Raw genomic sequence first — 25,002 nt, 5'->3', positions numbered from 1 at the left:
ACAATGTCTATCTACATTAGATTTGAAAATGATAAACAAGTAGAAACAACAACACTTGAAAGCAAGCCAACTGAAAATGATTGGTATGAAGCACCAGAAGATTTTGATTGGCAAAAAAGCTATTGTTTAACAGAAGGAGGCAAAATTGCTCAGCGGAATCAAGAAGATATTGAATTGGAGTTACTACAAAATGCGAAGTTTTCTGCACTTTCTAATCTTCATGCTTATTATGATAACTATACTCACCAATACGCAGGATATTCTCATCAGAAGTCTAAGTCGTACGAAATACAAGCAAAAGCCGCAGAGAACATTTTAGCAGCACCAGAATCTATAGACAAAAAAGATGCAGAAATTATAGAGCCATTAGCAAAAGTCCGAGGAATTTCAGTAGTAGAAATGGCAAGAATAATTCAGGAAAAAGCAAAAAGAGCGAAAAAAGCAATAATCAAGTGCGAAGAATTGGTGGATATAGCTGAAAGGGAAATCGGTGAAGCTAAAAGTAAGGAAGAGCTGCAAACTTTGCTAGATAATTGTAAACAAAAAATGCAAGAAAGTTGAAAAGGGGAAAAAGAAATGACAGAACAGTTTCTACATGGAGTAAATGTTATCGAGGTTACCTCAGGAGCGAGGACAGTACGAACAGCTAAATCATCGGTAATTGGAGTAATTGGTACTGCACCTGATGCTGACGGGCAAAAGTTTCCACTAAATAAACCAATATTAATAGCAGGAAGCTTAAAAGAAGCAGCAAAACTTGGTCAATCTGGGACTTTGCCTTCAGCTATTAATGCAATTTTTTCCCAAATTGGTGCAACAGTAGTAGTTATTCGAGTTGAGGAGAAAGTAGAAGAGACGCTCAGCAATGTCATTGGTGGAGTTAACGAAGAAACTGGAGAATATCAGGGAATTCAAGCGTTCTTAAGCAGTGAAAGCATAGTTCATGTTGCGCCAAGAATACTAATTGCACCTCAGTTTACTCATCAATTATCTGGAGATGCTGGAAATCCAGTGGTTAGCGCTTTAATTCCTATAGCAGAAAAGCTAAGAGCAATAATAGTAGCAGATGGACCAAATACCAATGATGAAGAAGCAATAAAATGGAGAAAAAGTGTAGGCAGCTCAAGAGTTTATGTTGTTGATCCGTGGGTTAAGGTTTTTATTGAAGGAAAAGAAGAAATTCTCCCTCCAAGTTCATTTGTAGCTGGTTTAATAGCTAAGATAGATAGCGAGCAAGGCTTCTGGCACTCACCTTCAAATAAAGAGATAAATGGTATTGTTGGAACAAGCAGGCCTATTGATTTTAGCTTAGGTTATGCAAATTGTAGAGCAAACCACTTGAATGAAAATGAAGTAACAACGATAATTCATCAAAATGGCTATAGGCTTTGGGGAAATAGAACATGTTCAAATGACTCAAAATGGGCTTTTTTGTCAGTGAGAAGGACTGCAGATTTAATCAACGATAGTCTACTTCGAGCTCATTTATGGACAGTTGATCGCAATATTACCAAAACTTATATAGATGATGTGATTGAGGGGGTAAATTCTTATCTTGCAAATTTAAAAGCGCAAGGGGCGATTATTAGCGGAAAATGTTATGCAACTCCAGAGCTCAATACACCAACAAATATTGCAAGCGGAAAAGTGTCTTTTGATTTTGAGTTCACGCCACCATATCCAGCTGAACAGATTACTTTCAGGTCACACCTTGTGAGTGGCGCAATATTGTAAAAGGAGAAAGAGAGATGTTACCAAAGATCCTAAAGAATTTTAACGTATTTGTTGATGGTCGTGGCTATGCAGGAAAAATAGATGAAGTAACCTTGCCAAAACTTACCATAAAAACAGAAGAATACAGAGCTGGTGGTATGGATATTCCAATAAATATTGATATGGGCATGGAAAAGCTTGAAGCAGATTTCACTTTTTCTGAATATGACTCTGAGCTCTTTAGACTTTTCGGATTGATAAACAATAATGCTGTTTCTCTTACTTTAAGAGGAGGTTTGCAGGGAAGTAGTGATGCCGAATCAGTAGTAATTAACTTAAGAGGGCTCTTTAAGGAACTTGATTTTGGTAACTGGAAGGCTGCTGAAAAAGCAACACTAAAATGTATAATTGCTGCCAACTATTATAAGCTTACCATTGATGGCAGAGAATTGATTGAAATTGACGCTGAGAATATGATTCGCAAGATCGATGGTGTTGATCAAATGACTTCTATGCGCACAGCTTTAGGAATTTAACTAAAAGGGTAAAACAATGCAAAAAATTAAATTAACTGAACCAATAAAAATCGATGGAATTTTAGTTTCAGAGCTAACTCTACGCCGTCCAAAAGTTCGAGATCGTTTAGCTGTTGAACGTATGGGTAATAGCGATGCAGAGAAAGAAGTAGCACTGATTGCAAATCTTGCAAGTATTTCAAGAGAAGCAGTAGAAGAATTTGATTTAGCAGACTACAATAAGATTCAAGAAACGTTACAAGGTTTTTTGTCTCAGCAGAAGAATTGAGGTTGAGCATATTATCACTTAGCTCAATGGTTGGTGGTGGAATCAATCAGTGGCTTGATATGGATATTGAAGAATTTATTACTTGGTTTGAAAGTAGCGGAAAATTATACAAATGAAGGCAATTTCTATAGTAATTGGAGCAACACTGCAAAGCAGTTTTAATAGTACGATAGCAGGTAGCACGAAGCAACTTTCTCGTATTGGTAGTACGATAAAACAACTTGAATCATCAAGTAAATCAGTATTCAAGTTTAAACAATTAAGCCACGATGCTCTGCTTGCTAGGCGTTCTTGGAATGAACTGGAAATAAAAACAAAATCTCTGGCTAAACAGATAAAAAATGTAGAAGCACCAAGTAAGAGCCTGCAAAATGAATTTACAAGATCCAAAGCTGCAGCACTGAAAGCTAAAACGGCTTATTTACAAAAAAGAAGTGCTCTCCACCTACTACGCACTGAGTTCAGTAAAAGTGGTAGAGATATAAAATCTCTTATTGGAGATCAAGTTAAACTTGGCTCTTCTATTGAAAAGCTTAAAAATAACTATACAGCTTTAAATTCCGTAATGCAAAAACGTAAAGGAGTTTTAGCGCAAAGAGCAAATTTCAAAGCTCAAATGATGGATGCTGTGGCACTTGGCCTCACCCTTGCAGCACCACTTAAGGCTGCAATTAGTTTTGAGAGTGCCATGGCTGATGTAAAGAAAGTTGTAAAGTTTGAAGATACAGATGTAAATGGCTTGACAAAACTTGGTGAAACATTAAAGGGGATGTCACGAACAATTCCGCTATCTGCAGCAGAACTTGCGCAAATTACTGCAAGTGGTGGGCAGCTTGGTATTGAAGCTAAGGATCTTACGGTTTTCACAGACACTGTGGCCAAGATGGCAACTGCATTTGATATGTCAGCAGAAGAGGCAGGAGATGCTATTGCTAAGCTCTCTAATATTTACCAAATTAAAATTGGTGAAATGAAAAGCGTTGGTGATGCGATAAATCATATCTCTGATAACACTGCCGCAAAAGCTAAGGACATTGTTCCTGCACTAAACAGAATTGGTGGTACGGCAAGGCAATTTGGCTTAACTGTAGCGGAAGCAGGAGCTCTGGCAAGTAGCTTCATTAGTCTTGGCAAAACTCCTGAAAAAGCAGGTACGGCAATCAATGCAATGCTTAGCAAGCTGCAAACAGCAAGTAAACAGGGTGGAAACTTTCAAAAAGCTTTTCAGCAGCTAAAAATAAATGCTAAGGAATTTGAGAAAGCAATTGGCAAGAATGCACAAGGCACATTAGTTAAGTTTTTAGAAACAATTACAAAACTAGATAAGCAAGAACGTTCTAGCGTTCTCTTTGATCTCTTTGGCCTTGAATATCAAGATGATATAGCACTACTTATTGGTAGTCTTGATGAATACAAAAAATCTTTACGATTAATAAACGGGGAATATAAGGGCTCAATGCAAAGGGAGTTTGAAAATAGAGCAAATACTACAGCAAACAACCTTCAGTTACTTAAAAACTCAATAGCAGAAGTAGGAATGAATCTTGGTTCTGTACTATTACCACCTTTAAATTTTACTGTTAATCTTCTGAGGTCAGCAACTACACAAGTAGCACTTTGTGCCAAGGAATATCCAGTACTGACTACAGTGATCATAAGTACGATTGCAACATTGATTAGTATTAAAATAGCAGCCATATCTCTTGGATATGCTTGGACTTTTGTAAAAGGTTCCTTATTTGCTCTTTTATCTACTTGGAAAATGTTTGGATCTGTTGTTACTTTGGTAAAAATAGGTCTTTCTGCAGTTTTTCCAGCAATAATTGCTGGATTTAAAGCATTGACAATTGCCGTAATGAGCAACCCTATGGGGCTGATTATTGGTGGTCTTGCTGTTGCTGCAACTTTGATAATTACCAAATGGCAAGTGGTAAAGAACTTTTTTGTTACTATCTGGGAATCGGTAAAAATTGTATGGAAATCTTTTTCTGATTGGGTAGGAAAGTTTTGGAATAATATTACTCAGCCCTTTAGAACAATCAGTAATCTGTGGAATAAAAGAAATGAGTCTAAACTAGAAGTTAAGTCTGTAAATAACGTTATAAGTGATTCTCTTAAGTACCCCATTGCGGCACACAGTAAAGCTGTAGAGAATAAAACTCAAAATAATCACTTCAGTATTAATATTCATTCAACCCCTGGGCAAGATACACGTAGCATTGCTGATGAAGTAATGGAGCGAATTAGAGAGCAATTTAGTGGCGCACTTTACGATATAAATTAAATTATGTTATCTCTTGGTCCATATAGATTTTCATTAATTGAGCAAGGCTTTACACGCAGAAGTGAATATCGCTGGCCTGCACTTGAGCGTATTGGAGAAAAGCCATTACTTCAAAGTATTGGTCCTGGAGAGGACGTTATTGAGCTTGCGGGAGTAATCTATTCAGGAGGACTGGGGCAAATAAATAATATGCGAAATTTATCGAAACCTCTTTTACTCATTGATGGCCAAGGTAACATTTTAGGCCATTTTGTTATTGTGAAAATAGAAGAAACGCAGAGATATTTTTTTCCAAATGGTGAACCAAGAAAGATTGAGTTTCATTTAAGTTTAAAACATTATAGCAATTTATCATCACAAAATAACACTACTGACTTTACTGCAGCTGACAATGATGTACTACAAAACTAAGGAAAATGATATGTTAGATTTAATCTGCTGGAACTACTATGGATTCAGCTCAGGAGCAGTTGAGATTGTGTTAAGAGCTAATCCTGGGCTTTCAGAGTACGAACTTCTTCCTGCAGGATTAATCATTAAACTTCCTGTTATTCAAAAAGAGACACAAAAGCAAGTAGTAAAACTATGGGATTAAAATGACACCAGACTTTAGTATTTCAGTAGAGGGAATTTTAATCACTGAGTTGATAAAAAGTCGGTTAGTATCAATGCATATTACTGATGAAGCTGGAGTAATAAGTGATACTGCTGTAATTCATCTTGATGACCGTGATTCATTATTTGAAATTCCTAGAACTGGGGCAAAGCTAAATATTTTACTTGGGTATAAGGAAACTGGCATTGTGCCGATGGGAGATTACATAGTGAATGAAATTACGCTACAAGGCCCTCCACAAGGACTAAAAATCAAGAGTCATGCAGCGGATCTAAAAGAGTCATTAAAGGAACAAGTGTTTAATGAGTGGCATCAAATCACCTTAAATGATTTGGTAAAAAAGATTGCAGACAAACATGGCTATCAAGCTAAGGTTGCTGCAGAGTTTGCAAATATCATGATATCACATATTGATCAGACTGCAGAGAGCGATATGCATTTTTTAACCAGGCTTGCTCAAATTTATGGAGCAATAGCAAAACCTGCTGGAGGGTATTTACTGTTTGTTTCAAAAGGAAAAGCAAAGTCAGTTACCGGAAAAACTTTAAGCACTATTACTTTAACACCTAGAGATATTACAAATTGGAAAGTAAAATTTAATGAGCGTAATCAATATGGCTCGGTTATTGCTTACTGGTATGATTATGAAAAAGCAGAGACAATAACGGAAAAAGTAGGTGATCAAGAACCAAGCTATATTTTGCGAGATATTTATGCAAGTAGTGATTTGGCACAAAGTGCAGCATCTGCGAAGTTGAATCAGCTGATGAGTAATGCAGCAACACTCAATGTCACAATGCCAGGAAATCCTGAATTATTTGCTGAAGCAAAGATTAATCTTTCTGGATTTCGCAAAGGAGTTTATGGTAAATGGATAATAAATAGGGCTGAGCATGTAATTGATAACCTTGGCTATCGTACTATATTAACAGCAGTTATGGGAAAATAAATTGATAATTTCCTCATAAATATCTTTTTTTTCTTTATTATTGTTTAATTCCTCTACAGCAAGATCTAAAGGAGTTTTTTATCTTTGTTTTTAGCAAGAGGATTTGCTCCATTTTTCAGTAGAAATTTAACAATTTCCAAGCGTCCTTCCTGTGCAGCATAGTGCAAAGCTGTCCAGCCAAAAGCATCAGTAGTGTTTACATTAATGCCTTCTTCAATTAGAAATTTTACAACTTCCAAACAGCCTCCGCTTGTAGCATAGTGTAATGATGTTGCACCAAAATGATGAGTAGCATTGATATCTACTACATTTTTTATTAAGGATCTTACAGTATCTAAATTACATTTTTCAGCTGCAGTAGATAATGTTTCCAGATCATTGCCACTTGCCTTACTTTTTATTGGCACATCTTTTGATAATTGGTCTGTACTAAAGTGCTGATACAGAACAATAACGCATATCATCGGTATTATTGAACTTGTTAACAATTTCCAAAAAAGGCTAGATTTCATGTTGATTATATTATTTACATCGCTTGTTTAGTGCAACTAATTAACTTTATTTTAGAAAAGATTTTTTGGACGTATTTTTGATGAATCTTGTATATGTATATATACAACTTTTCCTTTAAAAAAGATGACAAACACAGGAAAGATTCCTATGGCAGTAATTGCTACTATGGTGATACAAACAATAGCATTGATCTGGTGGCTAGCTAAGCTCGACTTAAGAGTGCATATGCATGATAAATTTATAGAGCAAAATCAAAGGACTACAGAAATCATCTATCGCCTTGAAGAAAGAGTTAAAAATCTTGCTGAAGAAGTTAATGAACTTGAGCAGAAACACAAATAAAAAAGTGGCAAAGTATATTTTATCCGTTGATGGAGGTGGAATTAGAGGAATCATTCCTGCCATTATTCTAGCAGAAATTGAATCTAGAACAAGAAAGCCAATTTCCCAGATTTTTGACTTAATGGCAGGAACCTCAACCGGTGGGATTATTGTTGCTGGACTTTGTAAAAGCAATAAACCTCAATACTCTGCCAATGATTTAGTTGGACTTTACCAAGAGTATGGAGCTTATATCTTTCAATCATCATTTTGGAGAAAATCAATTGCTTCTTGGCTGAGTGGTTCTCAGTACTCGTATAGAAATATGGAATTTATTCTCAACAAATACTTTGGTGAAAGTACTATGGCCGATGTTGCAAGTAATCTACTGCTCACCAGTTATGACATTCACAATAGTTGTGAATTTTTCTTCAAAAGTTGGAAAGAAAAAAACATTAAGTTGAAAGATGCACTCAGAGCTACAACAGCTGCTCCAACGTACTTCACACCAAAACGTCTGAAAATTAGCCAAACAGAGAGAGTGTTGATAGATGGCGGAGTGTTTGCTAATAATCCAGCAGCTTGTGCATATGCAAGTGGCAAGAGATTATTTCCAAATGATGAGATTATACTGCTATCAATAGGCACTGGTGGAACAGATAGAAGTATAAAGTATGCTAACTCAAGGAAATTTGGCAAAATAGGGTGGATCAAGCCACTACTGAATGTGATGTTCGCTTCTGGATTGGATTGCGTTGATTATCAACTAGAACAAGTAATAGATGATAAATACATAAGAATACAATCGCAATTGAAAGTAGCATCGACTGAGATGGACAATATTACACTCAAAAATATCAAATTTCTTCAGCAAGAGGCAAGTAAAATGATAGAGGATAACCAGAAAGTGATAGACAAATTCTGCAAGCAAAATCGAAAACTATAACTGAGCTAGAAAAACAAAATAAGCGAGTTTCTAGTATCTACTTTAATAAATTTACTAAAATATTTTTTTAATATTATATATTGAATACAGAAGCACAAGAATTTCATCCAGTAATGCAGATAATTAATTATGTAATCACCTTTGTTGGTATTTTAATATATTGTGTAGAAATCAGTAAACTAATGTTGCTTTTAATTCAGGTTAAGTTTTGGAAGCATGATTTTCAAGTTCCTCAATAGATAAATCTGTTATTTTAGAAATAGCATTAACAGAAACGTCCAACATAAGTAGATTATTTGCAACCTTTATTGACTCTGCTTTGTAAATCAGGAATGTTGCACCAAATGTTGACATTAAACTTTATGATATGAGGTATCTTTGATGTTTTTACGCTACTAAATTCATGATATCCATCTCTTGGCGATTTAAGCCTATTTTTAGAGTATTTATAAAAAGACGATAAGACCCCTTCTACATCTAAAGCCTAAAATGCAATTCTCAGATGATCTCTGACAGACGTTTTTTTCATCAACACATTCAAAACAATAAAAAGATTGAATATTTCTTCACAATTGTGTATAATTATTAATGCTTTGGTGCACGTAACGATTATACTTTAAAAAGAATGTTGGCTACTGAGAAGAATGAAGACATCTTCATCAGAAAAAAAAGGGGCAAAAACAGAGAAAATTGATGTAACTACTTAAGGCAGGTGTCTCTATTGCAGCTGAGACATCTGATCACTCATGATCAAATAAAAAAGTTATAAGCACACAGATTGGATCACAGTATCTTTTTTAAGAAGAAGATTTATCTTGCTTAAAAACTTGTAGATACTATATTTTACATAAATTCTTCATGCGAGGCCTTTATGTTTACTAATAGAATATCTAATAATCTGGATCAGCTGCAATTTTTTGTAGAGTTTTTAAATGAAAACTATGAAACTCAGAAACATCTTAGTCTTACGCCGCTACATTTAGCAGCAGGAAATGGTCAGTTGGATTTAGTCAACACTTTATTAGGAGAGGGTTTAGATATTAACTCAGAGATTAAGTACGATGCCTTTACGCCACTGTATTTTTCAATTGCAAAAAATCGCTTAGAGATGGTTAACTTTCTTATTACTCATGGAGCAGATGTAAACCATAAGACCATTCTAGGCTTTACACCTTTAAGTTTTGCATCCCAGCAAGGATATTTAGATATAGTCAACACCTTGATTGCAAATGGAGCAGATCTTAGTACTAAAACAGATAAACTTAATACACCTTTACACCTAGCAGCAGAGAATGGTCATCTAGATATAGTAAATGTTTTTATTGAAAAGGGATTAGATGTTAATGCTGTAAATAATGATCGAGCAAGACCTTTGCATTCTGCAGTACAAAATGGTAACCTCGAAGTAGTTAAAGCTCTTATTTCACAAGGGTCTAATATTAACGCTGGATCTTCGGCATAGGTAATCATAAAGTTGATGCAAACATTACACCCTTACATCTGGGAACACAAACTGGTAGGTTAGATATAGTTAAAGTTCTGCTTGAAGCGGGAGCAAACGTTAATGCAAAAACAGATGATAAGATTACACCTCTACATTTAGCGTCTCAAAATGGCTTTTTAGAGTTAGTAGACATTTTACTAAAAGCAAAATCTAATGTTAATGCTAAGGATTATGAGAATCTTACACCTCTACATTTAGCAGCAGAACGTAATCACTTTGGAGTAGTTAAGTCTCTTCTTCTCGTAAGGGGAATTGATGTTAATGCTAAGGACCACGATAATTCCACAGCTTTACATATAGGATCTCAGAATGGTCACTTAGAAGTAGTGAAGCTACTAATAGAGAAAAAAGCCAATGTTAATGCTAAAAAAAACGAAGGTTTTACACCTTTGCATCTAGCAATTCAGCAAAGTCATTTCGAGGTGAGTGATTTTTTAATTAAAAATGGAGCAAACATTAACACCGTGGATGATCAGAATTGGACTCCTTTACATAATGCAGCATATAATGGTTTTTCTTTAAAAATAGTAGAGAGCTTAATTGCAAAAGGAGCAAATATAAATGCAAAGATGGATGATGGTAGAAGAGCTCTACATTTGGCAGCAGAACATAATCGCTTGGAAATAATGAATTTCTTGATTGAAAATGGAGCAGATATTAATGCTCTAGATAACAGAAGTTGGACTCCTCTACATTGTGCAGCATATGATGGTAATTTAGAAGTTGCTAAATCTTTGCTTGATAAAGGAGCAGACATTAATGCTAAAACAGTTAAAAGTACTACACCTCTACACTTTGCAGTAGACCATGATCATTTAGAGGTGGTTGAATTGCTCTTAGAAAAGGAAGCAGATATTAATGCTTTAGATCACACAAATTGGACTCCTTTACATTTTGCAGCAGAAAAAGGTTATGATCAGATAGCAACCGTTCTATTGAAACATGGTGCTGATGTAAATGTAAAAGAAAATCAAAATAAAGGCACAGCCCTACATCTTGCAGCTCAATATGGTCATCCTAAGGTAGTTAAAACTCTTATTATAAATGGAGCGGATGTTAATGCAAAAATGGGTAAAAATGCTACGCCTTTACACTTAGGGGCACAAATTGGTAATTTAGATATAGTTAGGTCTCTACTTATGAGCGGAGCATACTTTAATGCTAGAGCTGAAGGAGGTAGATATGTTTTACCATTACACTTTGCAGAAAGAAGAGGAAACCCAGAAGTTATAAAATTACTAAAATTGACTGAGAAGTTATTTAAGGCTATAGAAGATAATAATTATTTAGGAATTGAGAGTTCCATTAGAGATGGAGCAATAATTGATTCGAAAAACGTGGATGGAAGAACGCCATTACATTATGCTGTTAATAATGGGCACATAAAAGTTGTAAATATCTTGCTAGCAAATGGAGCTGATGCTACTAAAGTTACTAACAAAGGTAATACACCATTACACACTGCTGCTTCCAAAGGTCATAAAGAAATTATTGAAGCTTTGTTACAACGTGTAAGCCACAATAAATTGAGTGATTTTATTAATGCTAAAACAATAGTTAAAGGCACTACATCGTTGCATGTTGCTACTGAAAATAGCTTTTTCGAAGCTGTAAAATCTTTGTTGAAACATGGTGCAATTTATAACATCAAGAATAAAGAAGGTAAAACACCACTTGATCTTTCTCGAGACCAGAATATTACTAACCTATTGAAATTAGTAGAAGAGCTATTTGAAAATGCAAAAAATGGTAATGTTGAAATTATCAGTAAGCTGAGAGCAATAAAACCCGATGAGCGCGTAGCTGTAACAAATGCTCGTGATGATCAAGGCAAGTCATTAGTCCAGGTTGCAGTAATCAATAAACACTCAAACCTTGCAAGTAGATTATTAGAAATATTAAAAAGTCCAGATCAGAGTTTACAAGATGTCAGCGTAGAAAATCGAGTAAAGAGTTTAAAGTTATAGCTCTCTTAAATGAAACTCTAATGAGGGTGCCAAGATCTAGAAAATATATAAAAATTACAGTGGACTTTACATCTTACTAATTATAAATTAACTTACTACCTAATCAATTCCTGAGTTATGTATGAGTAACATTTTGATAATATTAGCAGCAGGAAAGAGCAGTAGAATGAATTCTGAATATTCAAAAGCGTTGCACCAAGTGGGAAATCTTACTCTTTTAGAACATATAATTTCTAATGCAAAATCGCTGAGTCTAAAAAGCTTATCAATTGTTGTTAACAACTCCCTTCTAAAAGATTTAGAAAACTTTGATACTCTAAAAAGTATAATCGATCAATACAATATAAAACTAATAATTCAAGAAGATATTACAGGCACTGGCACTGCAGTTAAAATTGCTCTAGAAAATCTGGAGGAGTTATCTGATCAAGACATAGTTTTAATACAGTATGGAGACACTCCTTTTATATCTAGTGATACAGTTATGAAAATGACTGATTGTTTAAAGTATAATAATTTAGTTCTTCTTGGATTCAATAGTCAAGATGAACAATATGGAAGATTAGTAATTGATAATTACGGCAATGTTCAAAAAATCCTAAAAAATGGAGATAAAATGCTTCTTGCAAACTCTGGAATAATAGCTTCATATGCTAAAGATCTCTTTACCTTAGTAAAAGAAATAAAATTTAATAATTCGACCAATGAATATTGTCTTAATGATATAGTGCCCATTGCAGCAAACAATAACTTGAGTGTAGGTTATGTAGTTTCTGATGAAAGAGAAGCAATGGGAGTAAATAATAAGGAGGATTTGATTAAAGCCGAACACTATTTTCAAGAAAGAAGGCAGCCAACTTTTCTTTCATAATTACATTTTTTTATTCATTAATTTAAGTTGACATTTGTTTTATACTGGTTTTATAATACCTTTTGATTCTTACTTGTAAGATAATTGGTACGACAAATTTTCCTAGTTGTAGTGAGAGGGTATACATGGGGATATTAATAACAGGTGCTGCAGGTTTGATAGGGTCAACCTTGGTGAAAAAGTTAGAAAACCAGGGCCATGAAGTAATAAGCTGTGATATTAGGTTTCACAACAATCCACTCAGTTTTTTTTCAGAAGATATAGTACCACTACTTGCTAAGTGTACAGGAATTATTCATCTGGCTGCAATTTCTCGAGTTATACATGGTGAACTTTATTCTGAACTGTGTAAAAAAATTAATGTTGATGGTACAATGCAGTTTTTAGGGTTATGTAAGTCACTTTCAAATAAACCGTGGTTTATATATGCAAGTAGTAGGGAAGTCTATGGAGAGCAGAAGAAACTGCCGGTTACAGAATCTGCTAGTATCGATCCAATAAATAATTATGCCAAAGGTAAAGCATTTATTGAGGAACAAATAACAAGTTCAAAAGATTTTAATGTAGCAATATTACGCTTTTCAAATGTATACGGTGGTTTACTAGATCATAACAGTAGAGTGATTCCTGCACTCTGTATTAATGCATTAAGAGGTGATCCAATTAAAATAGAAGGTAAAGAATGTGTTTTTGATTTTACCTATTTGGATGATGTTATAGAGGGTATATGCTTAACTGTTAAATATTTACAAAGCGAAAAATCTTCCCTTCCTGCTATTCATCTTACTACTAATAGCCCATGTACTTTAGAAAACTTAGCAAAAACAATATTAAAAGTCACGAAAAGTGATTCTAGAATTGATTTTTATCCTCCAAGAAATTTTGATGTAACTAAGTTCCATGGTGATTTTACTAGAGCTAAAGAGCTACTTGGTTGGTCTCCAAAACATTCATTAGAAGTAGGATTAAGTAAATTTATAAAAAGTCTACAAAACAATACACAAGAATATCCTAACAATATAGATATGGTAATATATGAAAATATTAAAAGTTATTCATGGTTACCCTCCTTATTATAGTGCTGGTTCAGAGGTTTATAGCCAAACTCTTGCTCATGAACTAGCAAATAACAATGAGGTACAAGTATTTACTAGGTATGAAAATAGCTTTTTACCTGATTTTTATTACACTACAGTCCTAGATCGTAGTGATTCCCGGATTTTACTGCATTTAATTAATATACCTACAGCTAAATATCGTTATAAATTTATCAATGAAGAAGTAAATATAAAATTTAAAAGAATAATAGATAACTTTCAGCCAGATCTTATACATTTTGGTCATCTTAATCATCTATCAATTACTTTACCAGAAATTGCTTTTAAAGAAAATATACCTACAATTTTTACGCTACATGACTTTTGGTTAATGTGTCCAAGAGGAAGGTTTATTCAACGTAATTCTGAAGATTTATTACAGCTTTGTGATGGACAAAAGGATCAAAAATGTGCAACCCAATGTTACAAGGGATATTTTACAGGAGATGAAGAATTCCTGAATTCAGACATAAATTATTGGGAACAATGGGTTGCAACTAGAATGAAGCACACAAGGAAAATAATAGACTATATAGATTACTTTATTTCTCCATCGAAATTCTTGATGGATAAATTTACTCAGGATTTTAATGTTCCGATAAACAAAATTTCTTATCTTGATTATGGTTTTGATCTCAATCGTCTTAAGAATAGAAATAGAGTACAAGAAAAAGAGTTTATTTTCGGTTATATTGGTACTCATACTCCCGAAAAAGGTGTTGATCTATTATTGAAAGCCTTTTCTCACTTATCATCTAAAGCAAAACTTAGAATTTGGGGAGCAGAAAGAGAAGAAACTAACGCTTTAAAAGCGATTACCGATCAATTTTTACCTATTGTTAAAGAAAGAATAGAATGGATGGGAAGTTATGATAACAAGAATATAGTTACTGACGTATTTAATAAAGTTGATGCAATAGTCGTTCCTTCAATTTGGGGTGAAAATTCACCGTTAGTAATACATGAAGCACAGCAACTTAGAATACCAGTTATAACAGCCGATTATGGTGGCATGGCAGAATATGTAAGAGATGGACTGTTGTTTAAGCACAGAGATGCAAGTAGTTTATCAGAAAAAATGCAAATCCTATCTACAGATCAGGAGTTATATAGTAAACTTACCCAAAAAGGCTATCCTTACACTAAAAATGGAAATATACCTTCTATAAGTGAGCATACTGAGAAACTTAACAAGATTTACCGTAATGCTATTGAAAAGAAAGGCAAATCAGTAGCTATGAAACCAGGTCCTTGGAGAATTACTTTTGATACTAATCCAGATTACTGCAATTTTGCTTGTATAATGTGCGAATGTTTTTCACCATACAGCAAAGTTAAAGAAGAAAAGAAAGCTAAAGGAATAAAACCTAAGATACTGTCGATAGAAACTATCAGAAAAGTAATTAAGGAAGCAGCTGGCACACCTTTAAGGGAAATCATTCCTTCTACTATGGGTGAGCCTTTAATGTATAAAAGCTTTGATGAAATAATCAATTTGTGCCATGAGTTCGACCTGAAGCTTAACCTCACGACCAATGGTTCTTTTCCTATTAAAGGAGCTAGAAAATGGGCTGAACTACTGGTACCAATTTTATCTGATGTTAAGATTTCCTGGAATGGGGCAACTAAAGAAACTCATGAAAGAATCATGAAAGGTTCAAAATGGGAAGTAGTGACAGAAAATTTAAAAACTTTCCTTGAAGTTAGAGATAAATACTTTAGCGATACAGGTGAAAGGTGTACCGTTACTTTACAATTAACATTTTTGGAAAGTAATTTACATGAACTCTATGACATAGTTAAGATGGCCATAAAAAATGGCATAGATAGAGTTAAAGGACATCATCTTTGGGCACATTTTGAGGAAATTAAGGATCTATCTATGAGAAGAGATGAGTTAGCAATTAGTAGATGGAATACAGAGGTGAGAAGGTTATATGAGCTTAGAGATAATATGCTATTACCAAATGGTAAAAAGATAAAATTAGAAAATTTTACAATTCTTTCTCAAGAAGGTATTAAGGATTTGGCTCCAGGTGGTCAATGCCCATTTTTAGGTAAAGAAGCATGGATAAACAATGAAGGAAAGTTTAGTCCTTGCTGTGCTCCAGATGAACTCCGTAAGACATTAGGAAATTTTGGTAATGTTAATGAGGTTAAACTCGAGGAAATATGGCAGAGTAGTGAGTACCTAAGCTTACAAAAGAATTATTTAAATTACAAATTATGCAAAACATGCAACATGAGAAAACCTTTGATCAATTAATCAAAGATAATCTTAGATCTATTAAAATTTCACCGTGTGAGAGCTTTCACGAATTACTAGGAAATCCTTTGTATGAAAATAGGTTTATAAAGGTTGGTAAATTTCATGAGCCCGGTCTTGCACCGGTTTATGATCAGACAGGTGCTTATCATATCAATGTAAGAGGAGAAGCAGTTTATCATAATAGATTTCTAAAAACTTTTGGATTCTACTTTAATAGAGCAGCCGTAGAAGATGATACAGGGTGTTACCATATTGATTCATCTGGATGTAGAGTATACAAACAGTCTTATCAATGGATTGGAAATTATCAGGAAGATGCTTGTGTAGTTAGAAGACATGATAAATGTTTTCATATTAATTTAAATGGCAACAGGATTTATCAGGAGGAATATGATTATGTTGGAGATTTTAAGGATGGTATCGCTGTAGTCTATAAGGATGGTAAAGCTACACATATTAATCATCATGGAAAGTTAGTACATAATAAATGGTATAAAAAACTTAATGTTTTTCATAAAGGGTATTCTATTGCAGAAGATCAACATGGTTGGTTTCATATAGATATTAATGGTGATCCTGTTTACCAGCAGAGATTTAAAATGGTAGAAGCATTCTATAATGGGATGGCAAAAGTTGAAACTTTTGAAGGTGTGTTAGGACAAATCGATATTACCGGAAATGTAAAGTTTAGTATTTTTGATTTAGGTAAAGAATCTCAAGTGCATAGGATTTCTGCAGAACTTTCAGCCTTTTGGAAAACTTACCTAACAAGCGTTGCTATTGAACTTGATTTGTTAAATATTTTACCTGCAACTGTGCCGTTTTTATCTAAAAAGTTAAACATTATCGTACCAAATCTAGAAAGGCTGTTAAGGGCGTTGTGGGAAATAGGGTTTATTGATTATGATAAGGACGAGGACTTATGGAAACTATCATCAAAAGGTAAGTGTTTTAAGGAAATACCATTTTTGCCAAAAGCAGCAACAATGTGGGCAAGAGTTGCCGCTGAAAAGAATTGGTTAAAGATTGCTGATATACTAAAACAGGAGTCAATCTCTTCATTTGAATCTTTTAAGGAAAGAGAAGCATCAGAAGATAAGAAAATAGCGTTTTACCAAGCATTGCTAGGATATTCTAGATTTGATACTAAAGAGTTTAATTCTAGGATTAATATAGATGGTGCTAAGAATATATTGCTATTTGGTGTACACTCTTTATTTCTTGCTTATTCTGATATACACAATAAAGGTTCTATAGGCCTATATAACGAACATAAAGTACCAAGACAGTTAGTAGAAAATTTAAAAGTCAAACTTATAACTCAGGAAGAACTATCAGTTACAAATTATGAATTAGGTGTCTTTTGCCGCTTTCTACAGCACTATGATGATGATAAAGTATTGTCTTATTTAAAATTGGTCAAAGGAATATCTCGTATTTTATTGATAGAAACTATTTTAGATTACCGCTCTCCAACTGGAGGCTCTGTAGATATTAATGTCATGGTTGAAACAGGAGGTAAACTAAGAACATTAAACGATTGGGAAAAAATACTCAAACAAGTAAAAGGATTCAAAATTTTTGCTGTTTTACCTTTAACAGATTACTTATCAGTTATTGATGTCAGGTGTTAATCACATGGAAACATTACAAAAAAATGGTTTTTTTATTATCAAAAATCTGGTTCCTTTAGAGCTAATAACTCAGTCTTTAAGTGATATAACAAATAAGATATCAAAGCTATCCCAAGAACTAAGTGTTTCAACTTCTGACTACTTAAACTGTACCGGCAGATGGGGCACGTCATCTCGAGTAACTAGAATTATCTCTCAAGCATTAGATAAAATTATTAAAAATTACCTTGAAAAGTCACTTCAGTGTCAGATACTGCAGAAAAAATCAAATGTTATATGTAAAACTGCTGATTTAATAGATGCAGTTCCCTTCCATCAAGACATCTCCTATAGTTTCAATGATCCTTACCACTTTTCTGTTTGGTTAGCTTTGAATAATGTAAGTGAAACTTCAGGTGCACTGCAAATTATAGAAAACAGTCATAAATGGGAAATACAGCCTTTAGTTGATTTTTGGTACCCATATTTTTTTGATCAGTACTCAAATAATCGGGAAAATTACAAAATTAAGTCATTACCTATTTCAGCAGGAGATGCAATAGTTTTTGATTCACGGTTATGGCATGGTAGTGATAAGAATACAGATGCTAAAGATAGATTTGCTTATGTAACAAGGTGGATTATAAAAGATCAAGATCTTCCCTATGTGCCAAAACCTCAGCCTTCAGTTTTTGGTATACTCAATTGTGGTGAGTTAACAGAATCTGTACTGAGAGAATGCTTGTCATTGTTTGGCTACCAGGAAAGTGTAAAAGCAAAAAACATGGAAGAACTTATCAAGAGCTGGTTAGCCTTTATTACAGACACAACTACAAATATTTCTGAGATCGACACTACTGAGGCTAAGCGAGATTTATATAAGCTACTTATTCTGAATCGAGCATCAGCACTACATGATGCTGGAGACATCTCAGGAAAAATATACAAAAATTTATGGTTTTCACTACTTGTATTTCTCAATAAAAAAGTCAACGTAGTGGAGCTAGTATTATAAATGAACAGAAGTAGAGTTGATAGCTTCAAATGTGTATTGATGTTCATCTTGAATATAGTATCTAAATTCAAACTTAATGTACTTATAATGTCTTTAGTTGCCCTGGTGGTAGCTGTTGATTTGTCTTTTAGAAAGTATTTAGTAAAAAATATTCTAGATACAGCTGTAAAATATCAGGAAGGTAATGTAATTGAAAATCTTTTATTACCTGTAAGCGCTTATCTTGGCATGGCATTACTTATCACTACTGCTTTTAGATTCTATGGCTATTTTGTTGACATTCGAATGTTTACCTTAATGCGTCAAAAAATAGCTGATATATCTTTTTGTAGGCTACTCCAACAAGACCATTCCTATTATCAGAACAATTTATCTGGAAGCTTAGTACATAAGGTCAGTAGCTTAATGGATAGTGTGATAGAGTTAATAAGATTGCTTATAGATTGTTTTTTCGGTTACAGTATAGCATTAGTCTTAGCTATTTATACCTTATCATTAGTAAACATAAAGTTTGCAATCGCTACATTCACTTGGGTAAGCATTTTTATTTTAGTCTCGATTTTCAGCTTTCGTGTACTTACTGAACTAGCTGATAATTACTCTAAACAAAATTCAAAAGTAATAGCTAGTATAGCAGATAGTATTTTAAATGTTATATCAGTAAGGTTATTTTCTCAGCAAGCACATGAGAGACACAAATTTTTTCAAATATGCAAGAAAAGAACTATTGCAGAGAGAAAATTACAATGGGCATACTTTTGTCTTTGGTTTATATATGGCTATTCATTCGATATACTCCAAGCAGTAAACTTGTATTTTTTAATTCATGATTATCAATTGAACAAGATCGCAATAGGAGATATTGCTCTTGTACTTGGAATTAATATATCGATTATAGAGTTTCTTAACCATCTAACTAGGAATCTTACCCAATTTTCTACTCATTTCGGCAAAGTTTCAGATGCATTGCCAATCTTGACTACTGTACCAGAAATTCAAGATAAGGAAAATGCTAAAGAATTAAATTTATTAAGTGGAAGAATAACGTTTAACAATGTTTCTTTTTCTTATGAAGGTCAGGAGCCATTATTTCAAGATTTCTCAGTTACCATTAATCCTTGCGAAAAGGTAGGTCTAGTTGGTTATTCTGGAGGTGGTAAATCTACTTTTATAAACTTAATTCTAAGGCTATTTGATGTTAAAAAAGGTAATATACAGATTGATAATCAAATAGTATCAGAAGTTACACAGAGTTCTTTGAGGCAACAAATATCTGTAATACCTCAAGACCCATTGTTATTTCATGATACTATTTTAGCAAACATCATATATGGTAAACTTCAATCTACTATCGAAGAAATAATGAGAGCTGCAAAGCTGGCTGGTATTCACGATTTCATTATGACTCTACCAGATCAATATGGAACTACAGTTGGAGAAAAAGGCATCAAGCTATCTGGAGGAGAAAGACAAAGAATAATAATAGCAAGGGCATTTTTAAAAAACGCTCCAATATTATTTCTCGATGAACCAACTAGTCAGTTAGATTCTATAACAGAAAAAACAATTCAAATGAGTTTATTCAAATTGATGAAAAATAAAACTACGATTACTATAGCACACCGTATTTCTACACTTTTACACATGGACCGAATTCTAGTATTTAACAAAGGAAAAATTGTCCAAGATGGTAAACACGCTGAATTAGTTTCTAAGCAAGGTCTTTACAAGGAACTTTGGAATGCTCAAATTGGTTGTTTGAATGGCAAGAAATAAGATGGAAAAAATTATTGATCTGAGAAGTGACACTACAACTCTGCAGAGCTCCAACGTTATACATGCAATAAGTAATGCAACTGTTGGAGATTTTGCTTATGGTGAAGACAAAAGCTGTAATGACTTATCAGAATATTGCAAACAATTATTCAAAGTAGAAGAAGCATTATTTGTAACCAGCGGTATGCTTGCAAATAGATTAGCCATTGCCAGTCAAACAAGTCCTGGTGATGAACTAATAACTAATTATAATTATCACATTAATTTTTTCGATAGTGCAGGCAATGCAAAAGTAAATAATATCGTATTTAATTGTATTAGAAATAATAGCGGAATCTTAGATGTTGATGAAGTAGAATATGCTATTAATTCTAAGCCGAGGTATAAAATTTTTGCTCAGGTGAGTCTTGTTTCTATAGAAAATAGTATAAATGGGTTTAATGGTAAAATTTATCCTTTTGAAAAACAAGTCGAGTTATATCACTTTTTAAAAGCTCACAATGTAAATCTTCATTTAGACGGTGCAAGAATATTTAATGCTCATATCGAAACAAATATTGCTTTAGCAGATTATGCTAAATATGTGGATACAATGAGCTTTTCTTTTACTAAAGGACTTGGCGCTCCTTTTGGTTCAATGCTTATGGGTAAAAGAGAGATAATTGAAAGGGCTAAAAAGCTACAGGTTTGGCTAGGTAGTGGTTATCATCAGATAGGGTATTGTGCTAATGCAGCAAAATACGTACTACAGAATAATATCTCTAGGCTTAAAGAAGATAATAAGCTCGCTAAATTACTTGCAGATAAGATTAAAGAAATTCCACATATAAAACTGGTACTACCTTATCCAGAAACTAATATAGTAAGCTTTAGTATAAAAGCACTAAATGTAACTAATGAGGTTTTCTTGAGTAAGTGCCAAGCTTATGGTTTATTGCTTTTTCCTTGGCTCGAGTCTCATATAAGAGCAGTTACCCATCTTGGCACAAAGGAAACAGACATCATGAAAGCTGCTGAAATTATAAAGGAGGTTGTGTTAAATTTAATATGAGAGTAAAAATAGATTTCTTTAGCGATTCAAACACTGACCCTTCAGCTAAAATGAGGGAAGCGATGGCTAAAGCAAAAGTTGGAAACGAAGCTGCATGTGAAGATCCAACTGTGAACGAATTAGTGGCAACCGCATGTAAAATATTAGGTAAACCTGCAGGAATCTTTTTGATTTCAGGAACGATGTCCAATGTAATTGCTTATAAAGTACACATTCAAAGACCTGGTGATTACTTGCTGCTTGATGAAACTTCACATCCACTCATAGTACAATCTGGCTTGATCGCAGCCCAGGCACATGCTACTCCTTTGCCCATCAAAGGTACAAGAGGAATATTTACTGGAGAACAAATTGTTGAGTTTATTACTCGTCCTAGTTTAAGAAATATTCCGAGAGTTGGGCTTGTTTCTATCGAACAAACGACAAATTTTGGTGGTGGAGCTGTGTGGCCTTTAGAATATATTCAAGAGATCTCAAGTCTCTGCAAAGAGAATGACGTATTCACTCATTTAGATGGAGCAAGACTGTTCAACGCTTGTGCTCATACTAAAATATCTCCAAAGGAGTATGCAAGTTATTTTGATTCGGTATTCATTGATTTTAGTAAAGGATTAGGTGCTCCAATGGGCGCAATATTGCTTGGAAGTGAAGATTTTATTGAAAAAGCTTGGTACTATAAGTTTCAAATTGGCGGAGGTATGCACCAAGCTGGCATTATTTCAGCTGCATGTTTATATGCTCTACGTAATAATGTAAATTCTTTAGAAGAAGATCATAAAAAAATGCAGCACCTTATAGAAGGCCTAGACTCCATAGATCAAGTTATAATTGATATCGACCTGTATAAAACTAATATAGCGTATTTTTCATTACGTACTAATTGTATATCTACTCAAGAATTAATAAACGTACTAATGACAAATTATGGAATTAGAATGGCTAACATCAAAGGTAAAATCAGAGCTATAACACATAGAGATATAAGCTATGAAGATATTAATACTACTGTATCTGCTATAAGAAAGATACTAAGTAAGTAATTTTCTGCACTAATTGTTTGCAAACTTCTTGTCAAACAATATTATACCAATATAGTATTATGCTAGCATCTACATAGAGCTATTTGGGAATAGGTGTGAACTTTGTCTTCTTTCAATATTTACTATTCTTCTGTGGATATATGCTGCTTTATTTATCAAGACAAAGTATACCAATTGCTCTACCACTGTTAATAGATACTGACCATGTAAAATTAAGCTATTTTTTTGCCTGCTTTTCTTTTTTTTATGGAGTATCAAAATTTGTTAATGGAATAATCATGGACTCCAAAAATAATCCATTATTTATGTTTGGGCTATGCAATATTGCAACTGGATTATTAACCATTGGTATAACTTTATCATATAATAATCTAACTTTATTACTGTTAACATTAATATTATTAGCTTGGACACAAGGGTTAGGTTGGCCAGCTATTACCAAGTTTATGGTTACAAACTCTAGCATCTCTTCAATTGCATCATCATGGGGAGTTATGAGCGCATCTCAGCAACTTGGTTCTTGTATTACTTTAATTGTATTACCAAGTATAATTAAAATATATGATGCAAAAAGTGCATTTTTGTACTCTGGTTTCTTATGCTTACTTTTTGGAATTTATATAATATTAAAGGCATATTACAAAGAAAGTGCCAACTTTACTACCTATTATAAGGTGCAGAAATCTCAAATAGGTATCAAGGTAACAAGTTCCATATGGTTTCTATGTTGTGCTACTTTTTGTGCTTATATTATAAAAATGGGAATCTTCTTTTGGTTTCCTATAATTTTAAAGAATAAATTACAAATTTCTCTTGTACAATCCTCACTAATAACAGGCGTATATGATTTAGGTGGAATCCTTGGAACTTTAATAACAGGAAGAATTAGTGATATGTACTTCTTTCAAAATAGAAGCTTGCTGGCATCACTTTATATGTTGGGTATAGCACTCACTTTTATTGCAATGAACTTTGGTCAAAACATAATTCTTATGAACCTTGGTGCAATCTTATCAGGATTCTTTATATTTGGAGTGCAAGTACTGACAGGTGTTATAGCTGTAGAAATTGCTCCACAAAATAATGTATGTGCAATTGTAAGCTTAACAGGATTATTTGGGTATATTGCAAGTTCAATATTTTCATGCGTGCTCTTAGGAGTACTTGTTAAGCACTGTGGTAACAGTATTATGTTTTCATTTTTTTCCATTTGCTCTGTTGTTGCACTCGTTTGCTTTTCCATACTATCAAGCAAAGATCTAAAAAAACTAAGTAAAGCGGTGTAAAAAAAATTTCTCAACAGTTAAACTTTGTAGATAGATTTTTTACCCAAGGAATAAACATGGTAACCATATCTTAGTAATAGCTCGCTATCTAATAAATTACGGAAATCAAAAACATTAGGTGCAGCCATAATACTCTTTAAACTTGCAAAATCTTGATTTTTAAATTCTTTCCACTCCGTTAACAATAACAAGGCTTCCGCGTCCCTTGCAGCCCCTATAGCATTGTCCGCGTATTCTATATCCTTTAGAACTTGCCTAGCATTATCCATCCCCATTGGGTCATATGCAGTAATTTTAGCCTTGTTATTCACTAACAATTGTGCAATATCTATAGCTGGGCTATTTCTTACATCATCAGTACCAGACTTAAAAGTTAGCCCCCATATTGCTATTTTTTTATTTTGGACTCCATTTAATACATATTCTACCTTTTTAGCAATGTTTGTTATATGATTATAGTTAGATTCCTTAACTGAATTTAAAATTTGTAGCTTGACATTGTGATCTTCAGCAAGCCTTATTAAAGCTGACAAATCTTTAGGAAAACATGATCCTCCAAATCCTGGACCAGCTTTGAGAAATTCCTTACCTATTCTATGGTCCATTCCCATACTGTTAGCTAAAAGGTCAATGTCTGCTCCTAATAGCTCACATAAACCTGCCATCTCATTGATAAAAGCAACCTTTGTTGCTAGAAAAGCATTAGAAGCATATTTAATCATTTCAGCAGTAACTGTATCAGTGACTATTAACGGAATATTCTTATCTATAAATGATTTATATATAACTTCTAGTTTTGCCCTAGCTAGCTTAGTTTTTACTCCTATTATTATCCTATCTGGGTATAAAAAATCTGATACTGCAGAGTCTTGCTTGAGAAACTCTGGATTAACCCCCAAATCAAAGTTATAGCCCTTATTAGATAAATAATTATATATATTTTCTGCAGTACCAGGAGGAACAGTTGACTTTATCACTATTAAGCAATCTTGATTAACTCTCTCAGAAACTTCACTTACTGCATTATATACATTCTTTAAATTTGCATTTCCTAGGGAGTCTGATGGAGTATCTACAGTTATAAATACTACTTCTGTATTGGGATTTATTTGAAAATACGAATCGAAAAATCTTATCCTTTGTGACTTTATATTATTCTCTAAATAATCTGCTAATCCAGGTTCATATAAGGGAATTTTCCCTGATTTCAAAAGTTCAATTTTCTTAGTATTTATGTCAATGCAATCAACTTTATGGCCCTGTTCTGATAACATTGTACCAGATACTAAGCCTACATACCCTACTCCTATAATAGTTATGTGCATTTTATTATCACCTTAAAAATATAGCTTAGCATCTAAAATAAA

The 25,002-nt window shown here is 33.6% G+C and carries 24 protein-coding genes; 21 read left to right on the top strand and 3 right to left on the bottom strand.

Translation table 11 applies throughout. From position 1 onward, the window contains the following. The first annotated feature begins 3 nt into the window (after window positions 1-3). The 8 genes from AACH21_RS06205 (at window position 4) to AACH21_RS06170 (ending at window position 6,366) form a co-directional block, all read left to right on the top strand. A complete protein-coding gene (locus tag AACH21_RS06205; RefSeq protein WP_208571640.1) occupies window positions 4-561 on the top strand; it encodes a hypothetical protein in 558 nt (185 codons plus the stop codon). 15 nt (window positions 562-576) lie between these two features. Further along, the gene (locus tag AACH21_RS06200) at window positions 577-1,734 is read left to right on the top strand and encodes a phage tail sheath subtilisin-like domain-containing protein (RefSeq protein WP_338482462.1); all 1,158 of its coding nucleotides are present in this window, start codon (window positions 577-579) and stop codon (window positions 1,732-1,734) included. Window positions 1,735-1,748: 14 nt separating this feature from the next. Next, entirely contained in the window at window positions 1,749-2,249 is a 501-nt protein-coding gene (locus AACH21_RS06195) for a phage major tail tube protein (RefSeq protein WP_065094343.1), read from the top strand. Between the two features lie 16 nt (window positions 2,250-2,265). Next, window positions 2,266-2,517: a phage tail assembly protein gene (locus tag AACH21_RS06190; protein ID WP_015588509.1), complete on the top strand. Its 252-nt coding sequence runs from the start codon at window positions 2,266-2,268 to the stop codon at window positions 2,515-2,517. Between the two features lie 112 nt (window positions 2,518-2,629). Further along, window positions 2,630-4,801, top strand: coding sequence for a phage tail tape measure protein (locus tag AACH21_RS06185; RefSeq protein WP_338482461.1), 2,172 nt, complete (start codon window positions 2,630-2,632; stop codon window positions 4,799-4,801). A gap of 3 nt (window positions 4,802-4,804) precedes the next feature. Next, a complete protein-coding gene (locus AACH21_RS06180; RefSeq protein WP_338482460.1) occupies window positions 4,805-5,212 on the top strand; it encodes a phage tail protein in 408 nt (135 codons plus the stop codon). After that, on the top strand, window positions 5,193-5,396 hold the full coding sequence (locus tag AACH21_RS06175) for a tail protein X (RefSeq protein ID WP_338482459.1): 204 nt from the start codon (window positions 5,193-5,195) through the stop codon (window positions 5,394-5,396). Before AACH21_RS06180 ends, AACH21_RS06175 begins: the two co-directional genes overlap by 20 nt. A gap of 1 nt (window position 5,397) precedes the next feature. After that, window positions 5,398-6,366 (top strand): phage late control D family protein, encoded by a 969-nt coding sequence (locus AACH21_RS06170; protein WP_191110948.1) that lies wholly within the window; start codon window positions 5,398-5,400, stop codon window positions 6,364-6,366. Between the two features lie 65 nt (window positions 6,367-6,431). Here the strand turns inward: AACH21_RS06170 and AACH21_RS06165 are convergent, their stop codons facing one another. Then, window positions 6,432-6,878 carry an ankyrin repeat domain-containing protein gene (locus tag AACH21_RS06165; protein ID WP_338482458.1) on the bottom strand — a complete coding sequence of 149 codons (447 nt, stop codon included), beginning with the start codon at window positions 6,876-6,878 and terminating at the stop codon, window positions 6,432-6,434. A gap of 124 nt (window positions 6,879-7,002) precedes the next feature. On the opposite strand from AACH21_RS06165, the gene AACH21_RS06160 reads away from it, so the two are divergent. Together AACH21_RS06160 and AACH21_RS06155 are read left to right on the top strand one after the other, a co-directional pair. Then, window positions 7,003-7,221, top strand: coding sequence for a hypothetical protein (locus tag AACH21_RS06160; RefSeq protein ID WP_191110950.1), 219 nt, complete (start codon window positions 7,003-7,005; stop codon window positions 7,219-7,221). 4 nt (window positions 7,222-7,225) lie between these two features. Continuing rightward, a complete protein-coding gene (locus tag AACH21_RS06155; RefSeq protein ID WP_264378081.1) occupies window positions 7,226-8,146 on the top strand; it encodes a patatin-like phospholipase family protein in 921 nt (306 codons plus the stop codon). 201 nt (window positions 8,147-8,347) lie between these two features. Here AACH21_RS06155 and AACH21_RS06150 read toward each other — a convergent pair whose 3' ends face one another. Continuing rightward, entirely contained in the window at window positions 8,348-8,500 is a 153-nt protein-coding gene (locus tag AACH21_RS06150; RefSeq protein ID WP_174516912.1) for a hypothetical protein, read from the bottom strand. Window positions 8,501-9,017: 517 nt separating this feature from the next. Between AACH21_RS06150 and AACH21_RS06145 the strand changes: the two genes are divergently transcribed. From AACH21_RS06145 to AACH21_RS06085, 11 genes are all read left to right on the top strand, one after another. After that, window positions 9,018-9,608, top strand: a complete 591-nt coding sequence (locus tag AACH21_RS06145; protein WP_338482457.1) for an ankyrin repeat domain-containing protein — start codon at window positions 9,018-9,020, stop codon at window positions 9,606-9,608. Then, complete coding sequence (locus tag AACH21_RS06130) at window positions 9,596-11,617, top strand: ankyrin repeat domain-containing protein (protein WP_410541811.1); 2,022 nt, start codon at window positions 9,596-9,598, stop codon at window positions 11,615-11,617. Before AACH21_RS06145 ends, AACH21_RS06130 begins: the two co-directional genes overlap by 13 nt. 121 nt (window positions 11,618-11,738) lie before the next feature. Next, the gene (locus AACH21_RS06125) at window positions 11,739-12,488 is read left to right on the top strand and encodes an NTP transferase domain-containing protein (RefSeq protein ID WP_338482456.1); all 750 of its coding nucleotides are present in this window, start codon (window positions 11,739-11,741) and stop codon (window positions 12,486-12,488) included. Window positions 12,489-12,613: 125 nt separating this feature from the next. Beyond that, window positions 12,614-13,567 (top strand): NAD(P)-dependent oxidoreductase, encoded by a 954-nt coding sequence (locus tag AACH21_RS06120; protein ID WP_338482455.1) that lies wholly within the window; start codon window positions 12,614-12,616, stop codon window positions 13,565-13,567. Continuing rightward, window positions 13,524-15,851: a glycosyltransferase gene (locus AACH21_RS06115; protein WP_338482454.1), complete on the top strand. Its 2,328-nt coding sequence runs from the start codon at window positions 13,524-13,526 to the stop codon at window positions 15,849-15,851. Before AACH21_RS06120 ends, AACH21_RS06115 begins: the two co-directional genes overlap by 44 nt. Continuing rightward, window positions 15,812-17,488, top strand: coding sequence for a WG repeat-containing protein (locus AACH21_RS06110; RefSeq protein ID WP_338482453.1), 1,677 nt, complete (start codon window positions 15,812-15,814; stop codon window positions 17,486-17,488). The genes AACH21_RS06115 and AACH21_RS06110 overlap by 40 nt, the downstream gene beginning before the upstream one ends. Window positions 17,489-17,492: 4 nt before the next feature. Next, window positions 17,493-18,482, top strand: coding sequence for a phytanoyl-CoA dioxygenase family protein (locus AACH21_RS06105; protein ID WP_338482452.1), 990 nt, complete (start codon window positions 17,493-17,495; stop codon window positions 18,480-18,482). Beyond that, a complete protein-coding gene (locus tag AACH21_RS06100) occupies window positions 18,483-20,258 on the top strand; it encodes an ABC transporter ATP-binding protein (protein WP_338482451.1) in 1,776 nt (591 codons plus the stop codon). Window position 20,259: 1 nt separating this feature from the next. Then, on the top strand, window positions 20,260-21,309 hold the full coding sequence (locus AACH21_RS06095) for a GntG family PLP-dependent aldolase (RefSeq protein WP_338482831.1): 1,050 nt from the start codon (window positions 20,260-20,262) through the stop codon (window positions 21,307-21,309). Continuing rightward, window positions 21,306-22,349: a threonine aldolase family protein gene (locus AACH21_RS06090; RefSeq protein WP_108784044.1), complete on the top strand. Its 1,044-nt coding sequence runs from the start codon at window positions 21,306-21,308 to the stop codon at window positions 22,347-22,349. Before AACH21_RS06095 ends, AACH21_RS06090 begins: the two co-directional genes overlap by 4 nt. Window positions 22,350-22,489: 140 nt before the next feature. After that, window positions 22,490-23,635, top strand: a complete 1,146-nt coding sequence (locus AACH21_RS06085) for an MFS transporter (protein WP_010405355.1) — start codon at window positions 22,490-22,492, stop codon at window positions 23,633-23,635. A 17-nt stretch (window positions 23,636-23,652) separates the two neighbouring features. On the opposite strand, the gene AACH21_RS06080 is transcribed toward AACH21_RS06085, so the two are convergent. Then, window positions 23,653-24,960, bottom strand: coding sequence for a UDP-glucose dehydrogenase family protein (locus tag AACH21_RS06080; RefSeq protein ID WP_338482449.1), 1,308 nt, complete (start codon window positions 24,958-24,960; stop codon window positions 23,653-23,655). Window positions 24,961-25,002: the final 42 nt, after the last annotated feature.

This window comes from Wolbachia endosymbiont (group A) of Ophion costatus (assembly GCF_963969245.1).
GTDB lineage: Bacteria > Pseudomonadota > Alphaproteobacteria > Rickettsiales > Anaplasmataceae > Wolbachia > Wolbachia pipientis.
The sequence above is the reverse complement of the archived record's forward strand: the minus strand, read 5'-3'. Positions and strand labels throughout refer to the sequence as shown.

Coding starts and splice junctions, on each gene's coding strand:
- AACH21_RS06205 (WP_208571640.1), top strand. CDS start 4: ATGTCTATCTACATTAGATTTGAAAATGATAAACAAGTAGAAACAACA.
- AACH21_RS06200 (WP_338482462.1), top strand. CDS start 577: ATGACAGAACAGTTTCTACATGGAGTAAATGTTATCGAGGTTACCTCA.
- AACH21_RS06195 (WP_065094343.1), top strand. CDS start 1,749: ATGTTACCAAAGATCCTAAAGAATTTTAACGTATTTGTTGATGGTCGT.
- AACH21_RS06190 (WP_015588509.1), top strand. CDS start 2,266: ATGCAAAAAATTAAATTAACTGAACCAATAAAAATCGATGGAATTTTA.
- AACH21_RS06185 (WP_338482461.1), top strand. CDS start 2,630: ATGAAGGCAATTTCTATAGTAATTGGAGCAACACTGCAAAGCAGTTTT.
- AACH21_RS06180 (WP_338482460.1), top strand. CDS start 4,805: ATGTTATCTCTTGGTCCATATAGATTTTCATTAATTGAGCAAGGCTTT.
- AACH21_RS06175 (WP_338482459.1), top strand. CDS start 5,193: ATGATGTACTACAAAACTAAGGAAAATGATATGTTAGATTTAATCTGC.
- AACH21_RS06170 (WP_191110948.1), top strand. CDS start 5,398: ATGACACCAGACTTTAGTATTTCAGTAGAGGGAATTTTAATCACTGAG.
- AACH21_RS06165 (WP_338482458.1), bottom strand. CDS start 6,878: ATGAAATCTAGCCTTTTTTGGAAATTGTTAACAAGTTCAATAATACCG.
- AACH21_RS06160 (WP_191110950.1), top strand. CDS start 7,003: ATGACAAACACAGGAAAGATTCCTATGGCAGTAATTGCTACTATGGTG.
- AACH21_RS06150 (WP_174516912.1), bottom strand. CDS start 8,500: ATGTCAACATTTGGTGCAACATTCCTGATTTACAAAGCAGAGTCAATA.
- AACH21_RS06145 (WP_338482457.1), top strand. CDS start 9,018: ATGTTTACTAATAGAATATCTAATAATCTGGATCAGCTGCAATTTTTT.
- AACH21_RS06125 (WP_338482456.1), top strand. CDS start 11,739: ATGAGTAACATTTTGATAATATTAGCAGCAGGAAAGAGCAGTAGAATG.
- AACH21_RS06120 (WP_338482455.1), top strand. CDS start 12,614: ATGGGGATATTAATAACAGGTGCTGCAGGTTTGATAGGGTCAACCTTG.
- AACH21_RS06115 (WP_338482454.1), top strand. CDS start 13,524: ATGAAAATATTAAAAGTTATTCATGGTTACCCTCCTTATTATAGTGCT.
- AACH21_RS06110 (WP_338482453.1), top strand. CDS start 15,812: ATGCAAAACATGCAACATGAGAAAACCTTTGATCAATTAATCAAAGAT.
- AACH21_RS06105 (WP_338482452.1), top strand. CDS start 17,493: ATGGAAACATTACAAAAAAATGGTTTTTTTATTATCAAAAATCTGGTT.
- AACH21_RS06100 (WP_338482451.1), top strand. CDS start 18,483: ATGAACAGAAGTAGAGTTGATAGCTTCAAATGTGTATTGATGTTCATC.
- AACH21_RS06095 (WP_338482831.1), top strand. CDS start 20,260: ATGGAAAAAATTATTGATCTGAGAAGTGACACTACAACTCTGCAGAGC.
- AACH21_RS06090 (WP_108784044.1), top strand. CDS start 21,306: ATGAGAGTAAAAATAGATTTCTTTAGCGATTCAAACACTGACCCTTCA.
- AACH21_RS06085 (WP_010405355.1), top strand. CDS start 22,490: ATGCTGCTTTATTTATCAAGACAAAGTATACCAATTGCTCTACCACTG.
- AACH21_RS06080 (WP_338482449.1), bottom strand. CDS start 24,960: ATGCACATAACTATTATAGGAGTAGGGTATGTAGGCTTAGTATCTGGT.